At 67.6% G+C, this 18,289-nt stretch carries 17 protein-coding genes and 1 tRNA gene; 9 read left to right on the forward strand and 9 right to left on the reverse strand.

The window, feature by feature from the left end:
• Positions 1–75: 75 nt before the first annotated feature.
• Together clpP and tig are read right to left on the reverse strand one after the other, a co-directional pair.
• Positions 76–729, reverse strand: a complete 654-nt coding sequence (gene clpP, locus WS51_RS20030; RefSeq protein WP_006496351.1) for an ATP-dependent Clp endopeptidase proteolytic subunit ClpP — start codon at positions 727–729, stop codon at positions 76–78.
• 140 nt (positions 730–869) lie between these two features.
• Entirely contained in the window at positions 870–2,216 is a 1,347-nt protein-coding gene (gene tig, locus WS51_RS20035; protein ID WP_059449956.1) for a trigger factor, read from the reverse strand.
• Between the two features lie 387 nt (positions 2,217–2,603).
• On the opposite strand from tig, the gene WS51_RS20040 reads away from it, so the two are divergent.
• On the forward strand, positions 2,604–3,749 hold the full coding sequence (locus WS51_RS20040; protein WP_069229689.1) for a glycerate kinase: 1,146 nt from the start codon (positions 2,604–2,606) through the stop codon (positions 3,747–3,749).
• A gap of 62 nt (positions 3,750–3,811) precedes the next feature.
• A complete protein-coding gene (locus tag WS51_RS20045; protein ID WP_059449958.1) occupies positions 3,812–4,261 on the forward strand; it encodes a MarR family winged helix-turn-helix transcriptional regulator in 450 nt (149 codons plus the stop codon).
• Positions 4,262–4,507: 246 nt separating this feature from the next.
• Here the strand turns inward: WS51_RS20045 and WS51_RS20050 are convergent, their stop codons facing one another.
• Positions 4,508–5,506, reverse strand: a complete 999-nt coding sequence (locus WS51_RS20050; RefSeq protein WP_069229690.1) for a 2-dehydropantoate 2-reductase — start codon at positions 5,504–5,506, stop codon at positions 4,508–4,510.
• Between the two features lie 100 nt (positions 5,507–5,606).
• Positions 5,607–6,752: a helix-turn-helix transcriptional regulator gene (locus tag WS51_RS20055; RefSeq protein WP_069229691.1), complete on the reverse strand. Its 1,146-nt coding sequence runs from the start codon at positions 6,750–6,752 to the stop codon at positions 5,607–5,609.
• Positions 6,753–7,054: 302 nt separating this feature from the next.
• On the opposite strand from WS51_RS20055, the gene WS51_RS20060 reads away from it, so the two are divergent.
• The 4 genes from WS51_RS20060 to WS51_RS20075 all read left to right on the forward strand — a co-directional run bounded on the left by WS51_RS20060 (position 7,055) and on the right by WS51_RS20075 (position 10,793).
• A complete protein-coding gene (locus WS51_RS20060) occupies positions 7,055–8,101 on the forward strand; it encodes a porin (protein WP_069229692.1) in 1,047 nt (348 codons plus the stop codon).
• A 22-nt stretch (positions 8,102–8,123) separates the two neighbouring features.
• Positions 8,124–9,341 (forward strand): MFS transporter, encoded by a 1,218-nt coding sequence (locus WS51_RS20065; RefSeq protein WP_059846012.1) that lies wholly within the window; start codon positions 8,124–8,126, stop codon positions 9,339–9,341.
• Positions 9,342–9,356: 15 nt separating this feature from the next.
• Positions 9,357–10,466 (forward strand): class II histone deacetylase, encoded by a 1,110-nt coding sequence (locus tag WS51_RS20070; protein ID WP_069229693.1) that lies wholly within the window; start codon positions 9,357–9,359, stop codon positions 10,464–10,466.
• Between the two features lie 90 nt (positions 10,467–10,556).
• The gene (locus WS51_RS20075; protein ID WP_059449964.1) at positions 10,557–10,793 is read left to right on the forward strand and encodes a hypothetical protein; all 237 of its coding nucleotides are present in this window, start codon (positions 10,557–10,559) and stop codon (positions 10,791–10,793) included.
• 92 nt (positions 10,794–10,885) lie between these two features.
• Here the strand turns inward: WS51_RS20075 and WS51_RS20080 are convergent, their stop codons facing one another.
• Positions 10,886–11,176: a hypothetical protein gene (locus WS51_RS20080; protein ID WP_059503210.1), complete on the reverse strand. Its 291-nt coding sequence runs from the start codon at positions 11,174–11,176 to the stop codon at positions 10,886–10,888.
• A gap of 199 nt (positions 11,177–11,375) precedes the next feature.
• Positions 11,376–11,462: transfer RNA gene (locus WS51_RS20085), tRNA-Leu, on the reverse strand.
• Between the two features lie 236 nt (positions 11,463–11,698).
• On the opposite strand from WS51_RS20085, the gene hpnD reads away from it, so the two are divergent.
• Positions 11,699–12,532: a presqualene diphosphate synthase HpnD gene (hpnD, locus tag WS51_RS20090; protein ID WP_059846018.1), complete on the forward strand. Its 834-nt coding sequence runs from the start codon at positions 11,699–11,701 to the stop codon at positions 12,530–12,532.
• A gap of 24 nt (positions 12,533–12,556) precedes the next feature.
• Here the strand turns inward: hpnD and WS51_RS20095 are convergent, their stop codons facing one another.
• From WS51_RS20095 to WS51_RS20105, 3 genes are all read right to left on the reverse strand, one after another.
• Positions 12,557–13,780, reverse strand: a complete 1,224-nt coding sequence (locus WS51_RS20095; RefSeq protein ID WP_069229694.1) for a DUF1501 domain-containing protein — start codon at positions 13,778–13,780, stop codon at positions 12,557–12,559.
• 67 nt (positions 13,781–13,847) lie between these two features.
• Entirely contained in the window at positions 13,848–15,350 is a 1,503-nt protein-coding gene (locus WS51_RS20100; RefSeq protein WP_059770210.1) for a DUF1800 domain-containing protein, read from the reverse strand.
• Positions 15,351–15,470: 120 nt separating this feature from the next.
• Positions 15,471–15,749, reverse strand: a complete 279-nt coding sequence (locus tag WS51_RS20105) for a hypothetical protein (RefSeq protein WP_059449969.1) — start codon at positions 15,747–15,749, stop codon at positions 15,471–15,473.
• 258 nt (positions 15,750–16,007) lie between these two features.
• Here WS51_RS20105 and ompR point away from each other — a divergent pair, with 258 nt between their 5' ends.
• A complete protein-coding gene (gene ompR / locus WS51_RS20110; RefSeq protein ID WP_004192636.1) occupies positions 16,008–16,742 on the forward strand; it encodes an osmolarity response regulator transcription factor OmpR in 735 nt (244 codons plus the stop codon).
• A 40-nt stretch (positions 16,743–16,782) separates the two neighbouring features.
• Positions 16,783–18,144: an ATP-binding protein gene (locus WS51_RS20115; protein ID WP_059449970.1), complete on the forward strand. Its 1,362-nt coding sequence runs from the start codon at positions 16,783–16,785 to the stop codon at positions 18,142–18,144.
• Positions 18,145–18,289: the final 145 nt, after the last annotated feature.

Here is an 18,289-nt window from a genome sequence, read left to right on the forward strand (position 1 = left end):
GCTTGCCGCAGATGCTCAGGGCACTCGGGACATTGCAAGAGCGCCGCCCGAATCGGGGCGGCACCCCACTTAAGCTCACGGGCGCTTCAGCAACACCTGGTCGATCAGCCCGTACGCCTTCGCGTCCTCGCTCGACATGAAGTTATCACGGTCGGTGTCGCGCGCGATGCGTTCGACGTCCTGGCCCGTATGCTGCGCGAGCAGGTTGTTCAACCGTTCCTTCAGGTAAAGGATTTCGCGTGCCTGGATCTCGATGTCGGACGCCTGGCCGCGCGCGCCGCCGAGCGGCTGGTGAATCATCACGCGCGAGTTCGGCAGCGCGAAACGCTTGCCCTTCGCGCCCGACGCGAGCAGGAACGCGCCCATGCTGGCCGCGAGGCCCATGCAGAGCGTCGACACGTCCGGCTTGATGAACTGCATCGTGTCGTAGATCGCCATGCCGGCCGACACCGAGCCGCCCGGGCTGTTGATGTAGAGGCTGATGTCCTTGTCGGGATTCTCGCTCTCGAGGAACAGCAATTGCGCGACCACGAGGTTGGCGGTCTGGTCGTTCACTTCGCCGACCATGAACACCAGGCGCTCCTTCAGGAGACGCGAATAGATATCGTACGAACGCTCGCCGCGGCCGCTCGTTTCGACGACGATCGGCACCAGCCCCAGCGCTTGCGCCTCGAAACCCTGCGGCGCGTTCGAAGCAAGCATGTCCAGCAATTCAGCGCGAGTGATCATTCAATGAACCTTGTTCGAATGGAAAATTGAACGGAGGGAAGCCGCCCGCTCAATCGCCATATTAATGGCAACCGTGCGCTTGACGTAAAAACGGCGTGCGGGCCGTCGCTCCGACAGCCGGCACGCCGCTAGAGCGACACTTACGCTTGCGCCGATGCGCTCGCGAGTGCCTCGAAGCTCACTTCCTTGTCCGTCACCTTTGCCTTGCCCAGCACGAAGTCGACGACGTTGCTTTCAACGACGAACGCTTCCATCTCGGCGAGGCGCTGCTGGTTCGAATAATACCAGCGGACCACTTCCTTCGGGTCTTCGTAGCTCTTCGCGAACTCGTCGACTTCCGCGCGGATCTGCTCCGGCTTCGCTTCCAGGCCGTTCGCCTTCACGAGCTCGGCCAGCACGAGGCCCAGCTTCACGCGACGCTCTGCCTGCTCGGCGAACATCTCGGCCGGGATCGGTGCGTCCTTCGCGTTCGGCACGCCGCGCTGCGCCAGATCCTGGCGAGCCATTTCGACGAGGCGTTGCTGATCCTGCTCGATCAGCGCCTTCGGCACGTCGAGTTCGGAAATCTTCAGCAGTGCGTCCATCACCTGGTTCTTGACGATGGCTTGCGTGCGACGCTTCGCTTCGCGCTCAAGGTTTTCCTTGATTTCGGCGCGCATCTTCGTCAGGTCGCCGTCTTCGATGCCGAGCGACTTCGCGAATTCGGCGTCGATTTCCGGCATGTGCGGCCACTCGATCTTCTTCATCGTGACCGTGAATTGCGCCGTCTTGCCCGCCACGTCCTTGCCGTGGTAGTCGTCCGGGAACTTCAGGTCGAACGTACGCTGTTCGCCGACCTTCAGGCCCAGCGCGGCCGTTTCGAATTCCGGCAGCATGCGGCCTTCGCCGAGCACGAACGGGAAGTCTTCGGCCGTGCCGCCCTGGAACGCGACGTCGTCGATCTTGCCGACGAAATCGACCGTCACGCGATCGCCGTTCTTCGCTGCGGTGTCCGCGCCGCCGTCGCCGTGCTCGCCGGCTTCGCCGCGCGCGTGGTAGTGCACGCGCTGCTTGCGCAGGATGTCCAGCGTGCGGTCGATTTCGGCGTCGCCGATCGACGTCGTCGAACGCTCGACTTCAGCCGTCGACAGATCGCCGATCTTCACTTCCGGGTAGACCTCGAACGTCGCGTCGAACGCATAGGCGTCCTCGGCCTGCTCCTGCTTCGGCTCGAAGCTCGGCTGGCCGGCGACGCGCAGGTTTTCCGCGCGGCTGATCGTGAAGAACTCCTGGCCGATCTTGTCGCTCAGCACTTCCGCCTCGACCTGACCCGCGTACTGCTGGGCGACCATCTTGAGCGGCACCTTGCCCGGGCGGAAACCCGGCATGCGAACGTTCTTCGCGAGTTTCTGGATACGGGCGTCGATTTCCTTCTGCACGGTGTCCTTCGGCAGGGAAATCGTCACGCGGCGTTCAAGCTTGCCGAGGTTCTCAACAACGTTAGCCATGGCTTCAATCGTCCTAAAATTATTCGAGCGAATCGGGTTTTCCTTGCCGTGCCTGCCTGCAGCGCGCGGTGCGTCGCACTCACACGCCGCGCCGGAGCGCCACGCCATCCCTGCACGCGCCGGATGGCTAGCGCAAGCGGCTCGGAGCACGGCTTTGGCCGGAAGAATCGACTATTCTAGCAAACTATTTTCCCCGCACCGCCAGATCGGCGCGACAACGATGCGCGCCGGCCGTGCCGCCCGCGCCCGGGCACGGCAATGCACGCGGATCGCCGCTATGCCGGACGGCATATCCTCTGCGGGGCCGCCATCCTGTAAGCTCCGATTGAGGGTGCGCCGCGGTCTCGGCCACCATTTTTCATACCAATCACGCCTTCCGGAGACACCATGCCGCAATACCCGTCCGCGCCTGTCGTCGTCATCGCGCCCGATTCGTTCAAAGGCTCGCTTTCCGCCGAGCAGGTCGCGGACGCGATCGCCACCGGCATCCGCCGCGCCCGTCCCGACGCGGTCGTGCGCTGCTGCCCGATGGCCGACGGCGGCGAAGGCACGCTCGACGCGATGCTGGCGGGCGGCGGCACGCGGCGCACGCTGCGGGTGGCAGGCGCGTCGCTCGCCGCACGCGATGCGGCGGTCGGCGTGATCGATGCGCGCACCGCGATCATCGAAACCGCCGAGATCGTCGGCATTACCGACCCGGTCGGCATGAGCGTGCCGGTCGATGCGCGCAGCACGCGCGGCATGGGCGAGGCGATCCGTACGCTGCTCGACGAGGGCGTGCGCCGCTTCTTCGTCGCGCTCGGCGGCAGCAGCACCAACGACGCCGGCGCAGGATTGCTCGCCGGCCTCGGCCTGCAATGCTTCGACGCGGCCGGCCAGCCGGTCGAACCCGTCCCGGCGCGGCTCGCCGATATCGCGCGGATCGACGCGTCGGGCCTCGATCCGCGTCTGAAGGAAGCGGAATTCATCGGCATGTCCGACGTCGACAACCCGCTGACGGGCGCGCACGGCGCGACCGCGGTATTCGGCCCGCAAAAGGGCGTGACGCCCGTGCAGGTTGCGACCCTCGATGCCGCGCTCGGCCGTTTCGCCGACCTGCTCGAGGCCACGCTCGACCGGTATGGGCGCGAGCTGGCCGGCGCCGGCGCCGCGGGCGGCCTCGGATTCGCGCTGCACATGCTCGGCGCGCAGTTCGAAGCCGGCGCGGAAGTCGTCGCGCGGCAGATCGGGCTCGATGCCGCACTCGCAGGTGCCGACTGGCTGATCACCGGCGAAGGTCGCTCCGACGTGCAGACGCTGCATGGCAAGGCGCCGTTCATCGCGTGCCGTCATGCGCAGGCCGCGGGCGTGCCCGCGTCGCTGCTGTCCGGCGCGGTCGACCCGGCCGCGCTGCCGCGCCTGTCCGAACACTTTTCCGGCTGCTTTTCACCCGCCCCCGGCCCGATCACGCTCGACGTCGCGATTCGCGATGCGGCGAACCTGCTCGCGAACGAAGCCGAACAGTTGACACGGCTGAAGTACGGCGCACACTGACCGTTGACCCGAGCGCGCGATACAGGAACAATCGGGCCCGCCCTTTTTCTTCAGGATTCGACATGAAAGGCCGCCAAGCCGGGCTCGATCAGTTTCTGACCTATCGCCTCCATGCGCTCACGAAGCGATCCGATCGCGGGATCGCCGAGGTGTACCGGCACAAGCTGGACATCTCGCTGCCCGAGGCGCGCGTGATCGCCGCCGTCGGTGCCTTCGGTCCGTTTTCGATCATGGATCTCGCGCGTCATACCAACCTCGACAAGAGCCAGGCGAGCCGCGCGGCGGAAGCGCTGCTGCGCCAGGGGCTGCTCGAGCGCAGCGCGAGCGAGGAAGACGGCCGGGTCGTGCTGATCGCGCTGACCGGCGACGGCCGCGCGCTGCATCGCAAGATCATGCCGATCGTGCGCAAGTGGAATGACGGCCTGCTCGCGTGCCTGTCCGACAGCGAGCGCCAGACGTTCGAGCGACTGCTCGACAAGGTCGTCGCGAACGCGGTCGAACGCGACGAATGAGCCGCGCGCGGCGAGTGCGCGCGGTGCCGCGACGATGCGGCATGAGTCGGGCACGTCGCGACGACTTCGCACGCTTCAGGCGCGAGCCGCGCCCCCGCTTTCTTCAGACGAGATGACGCCTGCAGGCGCCCGCATCACGCTGGCGAAACTGCAGCGCGCGCGGCTTCCCAGCCGGGCGCCCGGGCCACTTCCCGTCACTTCTTCGCCCTTGCGCGCGTACCGGCCAGCGCCGCGACGCGCGCGCCGCTATAGCCCGCTGTTCGCCGCGCGCTGACGCAACAACCCGAGCACCGCGTCGCAATACGGGGTCGGCACGTCGAGCTTGCGCCCCAGTTCCGGGAACACGCCGAGGATCGGTCCGATTTCCAGGGCTCGCCCAGCTTCGAGATCCTGCAGCATCGACGTCTTGAACGCGCCGAGCCTGCGCGTCACGGCAATCCGCTCCGGCCCGCTCATCCCCGTATCGAGACCGAGCTTCGCGCCGATCGCGGCCGCCTCCTCCATCATCCGCAACGCGAGGCCCTGCGTGAACGGATCGTCGAGCAGTTGGTCGGCGGCCGAACCCGTCAGCGCACTCAACGGATTCATGTTCATGTTGCCCCACAGCTTTGCCCAGATCTCGGTGCGGATCGCAGGCGTCGACTCGACGTCGAAGCCGCCCGCGGCGAGTGCCGCCGCGAATCGCGCGGTCGCCGCGTCGAGCCGCGAATCGGGCGAGCCGACGATCAGGCGGTTGCCGCGGCCGCGGCGCACGATACCCGGCGCATCGGTGCTCGACGACAGATGCACCACGCAGCCGATCGCCTGCGCGGGCGGCAGCGCCGCCGACACCGCCCCGGCCGGATCGACCGCATCGAGCGGCACGCCGCAGAGCGGGCCCGCGAGCCCGTGCGTGAACCACCACGGCAACCCGTTCATCGCGGCGACGATTACCGTGCCGGGACCGATCAGCGGCGCGATGCGCTCAGCCAGCGCCGGCAACGCCTGCGCCTTCAGCGCGATCACCACGTAATCCTGCACGCCGAGCGCGGCTGCGTCGTCGCTTGCGCGCACCGGGACCGACGACACGGTGCCCGCCTCGTCGATCACGCGCACGCCGTGCGCGTTCAGCGCATCGAGCGTCGCGCCGCGCGCGAATGCACTCACCGTCATGCCGGCCCGCGACAGCGCGGCAGCAAGCAACCCGCCGATCGCGCCGACCCCGACCACCGCCGCACGCGCCGTTCCTGAATTCGTGTCGTTCATGATGGAAATCCGTCTGACGGAAGACGACGAGCATAACGCTCAATCGTTGCGGATACAACTATCTGCTCAAGCCGCTGCAGGCCGTGGTTCGCACCAGCATTCAGCGCGGCGCAACGCCCGCCGCCGCGGGGTCGTCGTCGGCCGGGCCGCGCGTCGCGCCGAGCACGCCGGCGATCTGGCTCTTGTCGTGCATGCCGAGCTTGCGGTATGCGCAGCGCAGATAGTGACGCACGGTCGTCGGCGAAATCGCCATCTGCTGTGCAACCTCCTTGTGCGAGCGGCCGCCACCGTAATAGCGGATCGCCGCCAGCTCGCGCGGACTCAGCCGGTCGAGCAGCGAGCGCGGCCGCGCCTCGATCTGGAACAGGCCCGCGACGGGCACGCACTGGATACGCAGCGCGTCGCCGACGTATGGCTGGCCCGTGTGGCGCCGCACATGCGCGACCAGCGGCTCGGGCACGCGCGGCCCCGTCCATGCCGGCCATTCGGTTCGCAGCACGTCGTCGAAGCCGTGATCGGCGTGGTGCAGCACGCCGAAGTTGTCGCACAGCGCGCGGGCCGTCGGCGCCACCGCATCGGCACGCTCGCGCGTGAGCTGTGCCGCGCGGTTGATCGTCAGCGCGGCCGCGAGATGCGGAATCACTTCTTCGAAGCGACTCGCGTCGTCATCGCTGAACGGACGATTCAGGCCCTGGCGGTAGATCGACATGAACGTCGTCAGCCCGAAGCGGCGATCGAGCGTACACACGCACATCAGTTGCGCGAGCCCGTATTTCACGCACCAGTCGCGAAACCGCGCGTCGACCCCGGGCTCGACGACCGACAAGCGCACCGCGCGACCGTGCGCGCCGAGCAGCGTGCGCTGCGCGAGCGGATCGCAGTCGCGCACGCGTTTCCAGTCGCTGAAGAACGCGTGCGGAAGACGGTACAGGAAACTGTTGTGCATCACGGGACCGGTCGGCACGTGCGTCGCGACGCCCGTCCACGCGGCATCGAACGGGATGAGCCCCTGCAGCAGCGAAAAGAAGCGGCACTCGAATTCGCCGATACCCGAGCGCGCCGCCACTGCGTACAGGTCGAGCAGCATCAGGCCGAGTTCGCGTCGCGCCGCGTCGCCGCGCGTCACGCCGTCGAAGTCGGCACGGCGCGGCGGAACCGCCGGCCATGCGGACTCGTCGAGCACGATCGCGGCCGGCACGTCGCGCAGCGCATCGGGATCCTGTCCGATATCCGTCGTGGTCCTCAACTTCCACTCCCCTGCCCGATCGGGCCGCTGATGCGCGCAACGCAGACCGGCCGATTATAGCGGCCGCCTTTTTTGGCGGGCCGCGTCGCCGGAACACGCGGCAATCCCATCCATTTGAACGGTGCGCCGCCCGTTGCTGCCGCGCAGCACGCCGCGTCGCGGCGTCGCGGCATGTCCACGTCGGGCATCGCGGGTTTTCCATACCGTTCATCTGCACGACTGTTCAGCGGTTTTCCTGCTGCCGACACTGCGTCGCGACAACACCAACGACAAACGATGGACGACGGTATGGAGAACCCCACGTGACGACACCCCGCTTCATCCGCATGGCCACTGCCGCCGCGACGCTTGCCGCGTGCAGCGCCACCGCGCACGCGCAGTCGGCCCTTACGCTCTACGGCGCGCTCGACGTCGGCGTGCAGTACCTGACGCACGCCGACGGGCGCCACTCGGCCGTGCAGTTGCAGAACTACGGGATCCTGCCTTCGCAGGTCGCGATCAAGGGCCACGAGGATCTCGGTGGCGGCTGGCGAGCGCTGTTCAAGCTCGAACAGGGCCTCAACGTCAACGACGGCACCGCGACCGCGCCGGGCTACGCATTCTTCCGCGGCGCATACGTCGGCGTCGCGGGGCCCGTCGGCACCGTGACACTCGGCCGGCAGTTCAGCGTGCTGTTCGACAAGACGCTGTTTTACGACCCGCTCTGGTACGCGTCGTACAGCGGCCAGGGCGTGCTCGTACCGATGACCGCGAACTTCATCGACCACTCGATCAAGTACCAGTCTCCGACGCTGGCCGGCTTCGATGTCGAGGCCCTCGCCGCGACCGCCGGCGTCGCGGGCAATGCGCGCGTCGGGCGCGTGCTCGAACTCGGCGGCCAGTACACGAGCAACGGGCTGTCGGTCAGCGCGGTGCTGCACCAGGCGCACGGCGATGCGGCGGCCGCCGACGACACGTCCTCGCGCCGCCGCGAACTCGGTACGCTCGCCGCGCGTTACGCGTTCGCGACGCTGCCGCTCACCCTCTACGCGGGCATCGAGCGCCTGACCGGCGACCTCGATGCGGCGCGCACGATCGTCTGGGGAGGCGCGCGATACCTGACACCGGGCGGAATCGGACTGAACGCAGGCGTCTACCACACCGATTCGCACACGCCCGCGATCGGTCACCCGACGCTGTTCATCGCGAGCACCACTTACGCGCTGTCGAAACGCACCGTCGCGTACGTGAACCTCGGTTATGCGCGCAACAGCGGCCAGAGTTCGCAAACCGTCTACGAATACGACCCGACACCGCTTGCCGGCGCATCGCAGTTCGGCGCGATGGTCGGCATGTATCACCTGTTCTGATTCCCTTCAGCGAGAACCCGCCATGAAGACCCTTAGCTCCAACGCCGCGCTGCCGTCCGACGGCAGCGCGTCGAGTTTCGCGCGCTCGACGCTCGTCGCACTCGTCGTGTTCGCCGCCATTACGCCGTTGCTGCTGCTCGTCGCGCCGGCCGTCGCCGGTCAACTCGCGATGCAGCTCGGGCTGTCCGCTTCGCAGATCGGCACCTACTTCTTCGTCGAACTCGGCGCGTTCAGCCTCGCGACCGTGCCGTCGTACCTGTGGCTCGGCCGTATCGATGCGCGCCGCGTCGCTGCGTGCGCGATCGCGCTGTTCGGCGCGGGCAATCTCGTGACCGCGTTGTGGATGCCCGGCTTCGTCGCGCTCCTCGCGCTGCGCGCCGTCACCGCGCTCGGCGGCGGCTCGCTGATGGTGCTTTGCATGACAAGCGCGGCGACGAGCGAGAACAGCGATCGCGTGTACGGGCTGTGGGTCGTCGGCCAGTTGATTGCCGGCGCGATCGGGCTGTTCGTGCTGCCGCACGTGTTCGCCGCGTTCGGGCTGCGCGCGCTGTATGTCGCACTGGCCGTGCTCGCGCTGCTCGCCGCGCCGCTGTCGCGCGGCTTTCCCGCGACGCTCGGCACGCGGAACGCGTCCGCACGGGCCGCTCACGGCGCCGCGACCCGTGCGTCCCGGCGCTTCGTCGCGCTCGCGATCGGCGCGGTGCTGACCTTCTATCTCGCGATCGGCAGCGTGTGGACGTTCGCGAGCCGCGCGGCGGCGGAGGCCGGACTCGATCCGCAGTCGACGGGCAACGTGCTCGCGATCGCGAGCGTGATGGGGATCGCCGGCGCGGCGCTCGCATCGTGCGCGGGCGGCCGGCTTGCCCGGCACGCGATGCTGGCCGCCGGTTACGCGCTGCTCGCGGCGTCGCTCGTCGCACTCGCCGCGCTGCCGCATGCGAGCGGCTACAGCGCCGCGATCTTCGCGTTCAAGTTCGCGTGGACGTTCGTATTGCCGTTCATTCTCGCGACCGTCGCGCAGATCGATACGTCCGGCCGCCTGGTGGCGACGCTCAATTTCGTGATCGGCGCGGGCCTTGCGGCCGGCCCGCTCCTCGCCGGACTGTTGCTCGATGCCGGCGGCACGATGCACGTGCTGTTCGGGGCGGCGGCGGCCGTCGCGATCGCGTCGTTCGCCGCGCTGCGCCACATCGATCGGCGCACGCGCAATTCCACGACTTCCGTTTCTTCCCACCCGTGACAGGTCAGCCTATCCATGAATCGCACCGCCTTCTTCACCGACGAACGCACCTTCTGGCACACCGGCGGCACGCATGCGCTGTTCTTCCCCGTCGGCGGCTGGGTCCAGCCGCCGTCGAGCGCCGGCTACGCCGAATCGCCCGATTCGAAGCGCCGCTTCCTGTCGCTCGTTCAGGCGTCGGGCCTGGCCCACCATCTCGACATGCGCGGCGCCGCGCCGGCCACCACCGACGCTCTGCTGCGTATCCATCCGGCGAGCTATCTCGATGCATTCAGCGCGCTCAGCAACGCGAACGGCGGCGACCTCGGCGATCTCGCGCCGTTCGGCAACGGAAGCTACGAGATTGCCGCACTGTCGGCGGGTCTCGCGATCGCGGCGGTCGACACCGTCGTGACGGAACGCGCGGCCAACGCGTTCTCGCTGTCGCGGCCGCCCGGCCATCACTGCCTGCGCGATCGCCCGATGGGTTTCTGCCTGCTCGCGAACATCCCGATCGCGATCGAGGCCGCCCGCGCGAAGCATGGCATCGACCGTGTCGCCGTGATCGACTGGGACGTGCATCACGGCAACGGCACGCAGGCGATCTACTACGACGATCCGGACACGCTGACGATCTCGCTGCATCAGGATCGCTGCTTTCCGCCCGGCTACAGCGGCGCGGACGATCGCGGCGAAGGCGCGGGCGTCGGCGCGAACCTGAACGTGCCGTTGCTCGCGGGCAGCGGCGACGATGCGTATCACCATGCGTTCGAGCGGATCGTGCTGCCGGCGCTGGAGCGGTTCCGGCCGGAACTGATTGTCGTCGCGAGCGGCCTCGACGCGAGCGCGGTCGATCCGCTCGCACGCATGCAGCTGCATACGGACAGTTACCGGTACATGACGCGTGCGATGAAGGAGGCGGCGCAGCGCCACTGCGGCGGACGGCTCGTGATCGTCCATGAGGGCGGCTATTCGGAAGCGTACGTGCCGTTCTGCGGACTCGCAATCGTCGAGGAGCTGGCCGGCATCCGCACCGATGTCGCGGATCCGATGCTCGATCTCGCGATCGCGCAGCAGCCGGGCGAGCGGTTCGTGAGATTCCAGCGCGAGCTGCTCGACGAACTGGCTGTGTCGTTCGGCTTGTAACGCGCGCTCACCGACGATACGGGGCCGACCCTTGCGCGATCGGTGCGGATGAGGTTTCCTGTGCCTTTACACCTGCCCGGCCCCCGTTCGATGAAATCGTCTCCGCGCGACCGCGACACCAACGACAAAGACAAGGCGCGTCGCCAGCCCTCCAGGCTCGCACTGAATATCGCCGCCGTGCTGGTCGGCCTGATCACGTTCGCGATCGGCGCGGCGTGGTTGATCTATAGCTGGATCGTCGATCGCGAAGCGCAGTATTTCGCGATTCCGCTCGTGTTTTCGGTGCCGGTGATCGTCGCGGTCGCGGTGCGGAGTTTCTGGGATTAGGCTCGCTCGAAACGACGAAGCGCCGCGGTCGGAAGACGTGCGGCGCCTTTTTGTTCAACGCGTAGCGATATTGGTAATCGGCTCACGGCCGCTCACAGGCCGGCATGCCTGCACGGGTTGGGAACCGAACCCTGATATCCACCGGCGAAACCCAGCGCGGAGCCGAGAAGTGCGGTGCCGACCGATTTCAGGACGGTTTCGCCCGACAGCGGCACGCCGCTGGCGATCAGCCGGCCCGAGTAGGCCGAGCACTCCGGCGACGACACATCCGGCTGCGCGGGCCTGGCGCTCCGCGCGATGTTGTCGGCGGCCGTCGTGGCAAATGCGGGTGCGGCCAGTGCGAATGTCAGCACGGCAATCGATGCATGTGCGATGTTCTTCATGTGCGGTCCTCGGCAAGATGCGCTGCGTGCGGGCATTGTAATGAGGATTGGCACGCCGAACGCGATTCTGCCTTCCGCTTGTGCTTAACGAGCCTGTTGTATGGACGGGCGAAAACCGGGCTGCAACAAAAAAGCGCTGCGGTCGACCGACCGGCAGCGCTTTTTCTGGAACGGCCTTGGCGCGGCACGTTCGACTTCGTGGTGCGTGAGGCCGGACTCGAACCGGCACACCCTTGCGGGCGTCAGGACCTAAACCTGGTGCGTCTACCAATTTCGCCACTCACGCGCATGTCTGTCGCCTGACTGCGCGGCACGCAAGATGCGTTCTCCACGCGCCCGGGCCTTCATGCCGGCCAGAAAACCGGCACGCCCGATCAGGCGAGCGCGAGATTCTACCCGATCTGTGCAGCATTGTCTCGCCCCACCGACACCCGTCGGAGAGCGGTGCTAGAATGCCGCGCTCGACGTGCCGGCCGCGCGCCGGCGCGCGTCCCCAAACCCGCCTCCGCCACGATCCCACCCGTGAACTTCGACGATTACTGTCAGCAAAAGGCCGCCCCCGCGGGCTCCAGCGTCTATTACGCGCTGCGCCAGGCACCGCTCGCCGCCGCACCGCGCCTGACGGCGTTGTTCGCGCTGCGCCGCGAACTCGAGGAAACCGTCAAGGAAACCAGCGATCCGACCGTCGGACACACGAAGCTCGCGTGGTGGCACAAGGAACTCGCGGCGCTCGCCGCCGGCGAACCGTCGCACCCGGTCACGAAGGCGCTCGCGCAGCATCACCCGGCGATCGGCGCCGAATCCGAGGCGCTGCGCACGCTCGTCAACGGTTACGGGATGGATCTCGAACAGGCGCGTTACCTGGATTTCGCGAACCTGCAGCGCTACATCGCGCAAGTCGGCGGCACCTTCGCGGCGCTGGTCGCACGCGCGAGCGCCGCGAATCCGGCCGACCCGCAACCGTGGGCCGCGGATGCCGGCCGCGCGCTGATGCTCGCGCAATTCGTGCAGGAACTCGGCAACGATGCGCGCCATGGCCGCATCTATCTGCCGATCGACGAACTGCAACGCTACAACGTGACCGCCGCCGATCTGCTGAACCGCCGCTACAGTCCGGCCTTCACCGAGCTGCTGCAGTTTCAGACGGGCCGCGCACGCGAAGCGCTCACCGCCGCCGACGCGGCGATCCCGGCATCCGAACGCCGCGCACAACGCACGCTGCGTGCGCAGATCGCACTGGCCGGCGCGCTGCTCGATGAAATCGAGCGCGACGGCTATCAGGTGCTGCATCAGCGCATCGCGCTGACGCCGATCCGCAAGCTGTGGATCGCGTGGCGCGCCGCGCGCCGCCGCTGACCGACGCCGTCACGACCTCACGCCTCACGCCTTCAGCAGCGGCAGCGTGTCGAAGCGCTGCTGCAGTACATGCGTCGCATCGAGCCCCCACCACGGGCCGAGCACCGTCGCATACAGTTGACGGAAATCGACCGCGACCGGCAGGTTGCCGTTGCCGTCCAGACGTCCGAGTGCCGGCGCCGCGCCGTACAGCCCGCCGGCCACGCGGCCGCCCACCACGAAATGCGGCGCGGCGGTACCGTGATCGGTGCCGTTGCTCTGGTTCTCGCGCACGCGCCGCCCGAATTCCGCATACGTCATCACGAGCGTCTGGTTCCAGCGCCCGAGCTCGATCAGCGCGCCACGCATCGCGCTCATCCCTTCCGCGAACTGCCTGAGCAGCGCAGCCTGCTGCCCCGGCTGGTTCTGGTGCGTATCGAAGCCGTTGAGCGTGAGCCGCAACACCGCGACGCCGTCCTGCGCGCCGGGCCCCGAGGCCTCGCATGCCGCGAGCACCTGCATCGCGGTCTTCACCGACGTCCCGAACGTACCGGACGGAAAGGCCGTCCTGAACTCGCGCATCCCGCCGCGTGGGCGAAGCCGGTCGGCCGCCTTCACGATGTCGTTCTCGACGTCGATGATGTGCGCGAGCGCCGGATTCCGTTCGCGCAGCGACGAGGGTTCGGCCAGCCGCGCCGCGCGAATGAATTGCGCCGGATTGACGAGCGCGATCGCGCGCGCGCCGTTCGCGAGCGGCCCCATCTCGGCGCTGCCGAGCACGACGCCATCCGCCGCGAAGCCGGGCGGCACCGGCGCCTGCGCGAAGGTGCGCGTGAGCCAGCCTTCGTGCAGGTACTGGTCGGAGCGCGATGCGGTATCCCAGATCTCGATCGATCGGAAATGCGACAGGTTCGGCTGCGGATAGCCGACGCCCTGCACGATCGCGACCTGGCCGTCACGCCACAGCGGCATCAACGGCGCAAGCGACGGGTGCAGCCCCGTCTGCGCATCGAGCTGCAGCACCTGGTCGCGCTTGATGCCGATGCTGCGGCGGAACTGGTAGTAGAGCGGATCCGCATACGGCACGACCGTGTTCAGGCCGTCGTTGCCGCCCTTCAGCTCGACGAGGATCAGCACGTTCGCGTAGCCGGCCGTCGGCTGCCGCCCCGCCGCGGCCATCGATGTCGCCGCCTGCGCGGGCGGCTGCCACAACGACACGCCCGCCGCGGCCGCGGCGCCCGTCAGCGTCAGAAAATCACGTCGGTTCATCGTGCATCCTTCGGTTCGCCGCGCGGCATGGCCACCGCGACAGCGCGCCTGTTCATCGTCGTTTCGTTCATTTCAGTTGATAGGCCGGATCCATCAGCAGCGCCTCGAGATACGCGCTGCCGGTCGAGTCCGTATCGATCGCCGCGACCGGCGACACCGGCAGCACCGCATGCTGCAGTTGAAGCTCGGTCGACAATCCGGCGATCGCCTGCGGCCGCGCACGATACTGCGCAAGCCAGCGTTCGAGGTCGAACCGCAGGCCGCCGCGCGCGGGCCGCGCCGGCGCACCGCGCACGCCGGCAACCGACGCGGGAGCAGCGACCGGCATCGCTTGCGCGCGTGCATTCGGCACCGGCTGCGCGATCGCATGCGCGGGCGCCCGCATGCCGGCGGTCTCGGTCGCGCGAAACAACTGCTCGACGAACTGCTTGCGCGCAAGAAGCGTGGTGCTGTTGATCCACATCGCGCCGCCCGGCCAGCCCTTCACGTTCGGCGGATAGAACAGGTTCTGCCCGAGCGTGCGCACGGTGTTCGCGAGCATCTGCGGATCGCCGTACGCGACGTCGAACAGCCGCACCGACCCGACGACGAACTCGACCGGCGATTTCACGAGCACGCCGCGATTGCGCGGATCCCAGAATGCGTCGGTCGACCAGAGCGCGGCGAGCGCCGCACGAATGTCGTAGCCGCTCGCGCGAAACCGTTCGGCGACGATATCGAGCGCGCCGGCGTCCGGCGTATCGGACACGAACTCGCGCCACAATTTGCCGGCGATGAAGCGTGCGGTATCGGGCCGCTTCAACAGAATGTCGAGAAAGCCGTCGCCATCGAACGCGCCGGTCTCGCCGAGTATCGTCTTGTCGCCCGCGTCGTGCCATTCGGGCCGCACCACGAATCGCAACGTATCGGGATCGACGCTCCAGCCCGTCATCGCGCGTGCGGCCTCGGTCACGTCGCGCTGCGTGTAGTGCCCTTCGCCGAGCGTGAACAGCTCCATCACCTCGCGCGCGAAGTTCTCGTTCGGGCGCCCCTTGCGGTTGCTCGCGCCGTCGAGATACTGAAGCATCGCCGGATCCTTCGCGACCGCATGCAGCAGTGTGCCGAAGTTGCCGAGCGCCTCGCGGCGCAACAGCGCATTCTGCGCGGCCATCGTCTGCGGATACGGAACCTTGTCCTGCCCGGAGGTGAAGTGCCCGTGCCAGAACAGCGTCATGCGCTCGGTGAGCGGCGACGGCGTCATGACCATCTCGTTGACCCACGCCGCGCGCAACGCATCGTAGCGGCGATCGCGTTCGCGCTGCTCGTCGCGCCGCATGTCGGGCGTGAGCGCCTGTCGCTGTGCACGGGTCGGCGGCGATTCGGCCAGCCAGTCGGGCCAGCTCGTCACGGGGTCGCGGCGCACGTTGCCCAGCGTATCGGCCACGACCTGTGCGCGCGTCATCCCGACGATGCGGGCGACTTCGGCCGGTGCGGGAGAAAAGCCGGTGCGGCTCAGGAAGAACAGCGCATCGTCGGCGTCGAGCGGCGCCTGCATCGCGGGCGATGCCGGAGCGGCAGCGTTCGCTTTCATCGTCGTGGACTCCCGGAACGCACCGGCGGTGCGGATGCCGGTACAACGGCAGCAGGCATCCGAAAGTTGACGGAAAAATTGCTACGGAATCTTTCCATGCCGCGCGAACGCGCGTGCGGGTCAGCGCTTGTACAGCTCGCGGACGGCGTCCTCGATGTGCTGGCGCAACAGGTGGCGCTCCTCGGGCGTCATGTGCCCGTCGCGGCGGCGCTGCTCGAGATCGGGAGGCACGGCGGAACGGGCCGCCGTGTCGGCGGCGCGATCGGACTGCGGCGCCTTGCCGCGCTGCATCTTGCGCGACGAGGCGCCCGGCTCGGGGCGCTGCGCATACGCGAAGTTCGACGCATATGGACCGGCAAGTGCGATCGTCAGCATCAGTGCAATCCGGGCAGATCGCATGACCGTCCTCGCTTCTTTGGTCGATTTGTTCCCTTCGTCACGCGGCAACCGGTTACCTCTGGTACTTGAAAAACCCTGCGGAATTCGGGCGTACAAAGATGAAAGATGGAGTGCAGGGGAGTATCTACCGAATTTCGGCTTCGAGTAAAGGAATCTCTATAGCCTGCCTTTACTCCGCGCGACACTACGGGTAAATTTTGTAACGGACTGTAACGCGCGAAAATTCGCGAGCGTGCGTGATTTCCCATTCGCGATAAGATGCCGCTCATGGAAACGAAAAACCCCTCCAAGATTCTCGTCGTCGACGACGACCCGCGCCTGCGCGATCTGCTGCGCCGCTATCTCGGCGAGCAGGGTTTCAACGTATACGTCGCCGAAAACGCGACCGCGATGAACAAGCTCTGGGTGCGCGAGCGCTTCGACCTGCTCGTGCTCGACCTGATGCTGCCGGGCGAGGACGGCCTGTCGATCTGCCGCCGCCTGCGCGGCAGCAACGACCGCACGCCGATCATCATGCTCACCGCGAAGGGCGAGGACGTCGATCGCATCGTCGGCCTCGAGATGGGCGCCGACGACTACCTGCCGAAACCGTTCAATCCGCGCGAGCTCGTCGCGCGCATTCACGCGGTGCTGCGCCGCCAGGCACCGGCCGAACTGCCGGGCGCGCCGTCGGAAACCACCGAGGTGTTCGAGTTCGGCGAGTTCTCGCTGAACCTCGCGACGCGCACGCTGACGAAGTCGGGCCAGGAAATTCCGCTGACGACCGGCGAATTCTCGGTGCTGAAGGTGTTCGCGCGCCATCCGCGCCAGCCGCTGTCGCGCGAAAAGCTGATGGAGCTCGCGCGCGGCCGTGAATACGAAGTGTTCGACCGCAGCCTCGACGTGCAGATTTCACGCCTGCGCAAGCTGATCGAGCCGGATCCGGGCAGCCCGCGTTTCATCCAGACCGTCTGGGGCCTCGGCTACGTGTTCATCCCGGACGGCGCTGCCTGATCTTTTTCCCTTGCGGTTTCGTCCGCCCACGGCCCGTCCCATGCGTATCGACCGGCGCCTCCTGCAGCTCGCGTTCGGCGGGCTGTTCTGGCGCACCTTCCTGCTGATCGCGCTGCTGATCTCGGTCAGTCTCGCCGCGTGGTTCCAGAGCTTTCGCGTGATCGAGCGCGAGCCGCGCGCGCAGCGCGTCGCGCTCCAGCTCGTCGCGATCGTGAAGCTCACGCGCACCGCCCTGCTCTATTCCGATCCCGACTTGCGGCGTGCGCTGCTGCAGGATCTCGAAAGCAACGAGGGCGTGCGCGTGTACCCGCGCGAAAAGACCGACAAGTTCAAGCTGCAGCCCGACGAATCGCTGAACCGCCTGATCGAACACGACATTCGCAGCCGCCTCGGCGACGATACCGTGATCGCGCAGTCGGTCAACGACATCCCGGGCGTGTGGATCAGTTTCAAGATCGACGACGACGACTACTGGGTCGCGCTCGATCGCGACCAGCTCGACAGCGTCACCGGCCTGCAATGGGCCGGCTGGGGCCTGTTCGCGCTCGCGCTGTCGCTATTCGGCTCCGCGTTCATCACGAGCCTCGTGAACCGGCCGTTCTCGCGGCTCGCGCTCGCCGCGCGCCAGGTCGGTTCCGGCCAGGCGCCCGACCCGCTGCCCGAGCGCGGGATGGGCGTCGCGGCCGAAACCAATCGCAGCTTCAACCAGATGGTGCGCGACCTCGAGCAGCTCGAGGCCGATCGCGCGCTGATGCTCGCCGGCATCTCGCACGACCTGCGCACGCCGCTCGCGCGGCTGCGGCTCGAAACCGAGATGAGCCCGTCCGATCAGGCAACCAAGGACGCGATGGTCGACGACATCGAGCAGATGGATCGCATCATCGCGGCCTTCATCGATTACGCGCGTCCGAGCCAGCGCAAGCCGGAGCCGGTCGACCTGTCGTCGATCGCGCACGAAGTCGCCGCGCGCGTGGCCGGCGAGGACGGTGTGCAGATCCGCACGCGGCTTGCGCCGAGCGCCGTGATCGAAGCAGACGAAACCGACATGCGCCGCGTGATCGGCAATCTCGTCGAGAACGCGCGCAAGTACGGCCAGAGCCGCGACGACGGCGTGTCGCGCATCACGCTCGAGACGCGCGTGACGCACGCGCGCGTCGAATTGTCGGTGAGCGACGAGGGCCCCGGCATCCCCGAGGATCAGCTGCCGCTCGTGATGCGCCCGTTCTACCGCGTCGACACGGCGCGCACCAAAGCGGACGGCACCGGGCTCGGCATGGCGATCGTGCTGCGCCTCGTCGGCCGCTATCGCGGCGCGCTGCGCCTGCGCAACCGCAGCCCCGAAGCGGGCCTCGAAGTCACGCTCGAATTCCCCGGCGCCGGCAAGGCGCGTGCGACGGCGTGACGCGTTCGCGCACGCTTCTTGCGCGTCACACTATCGGCGCGGTTGAAAAAAACTATGGGAATCATTAGTTAGAAACTATTGAAGCGCCTTGTTAATAGTGTTATAGTCGAGCCCATGCTGTCACATCAACGTTGCAGCACCGAGG

This window comes from Burkholderia territorii (assembly GCF_001718335.1).
GTDB classification, from domain to species: Bacteria; Pseudomonadota; Gammaproteobacteria; order Burkholderiales; family Burkholderiaceae; genus Burkholderia; species Burkholderia territorii.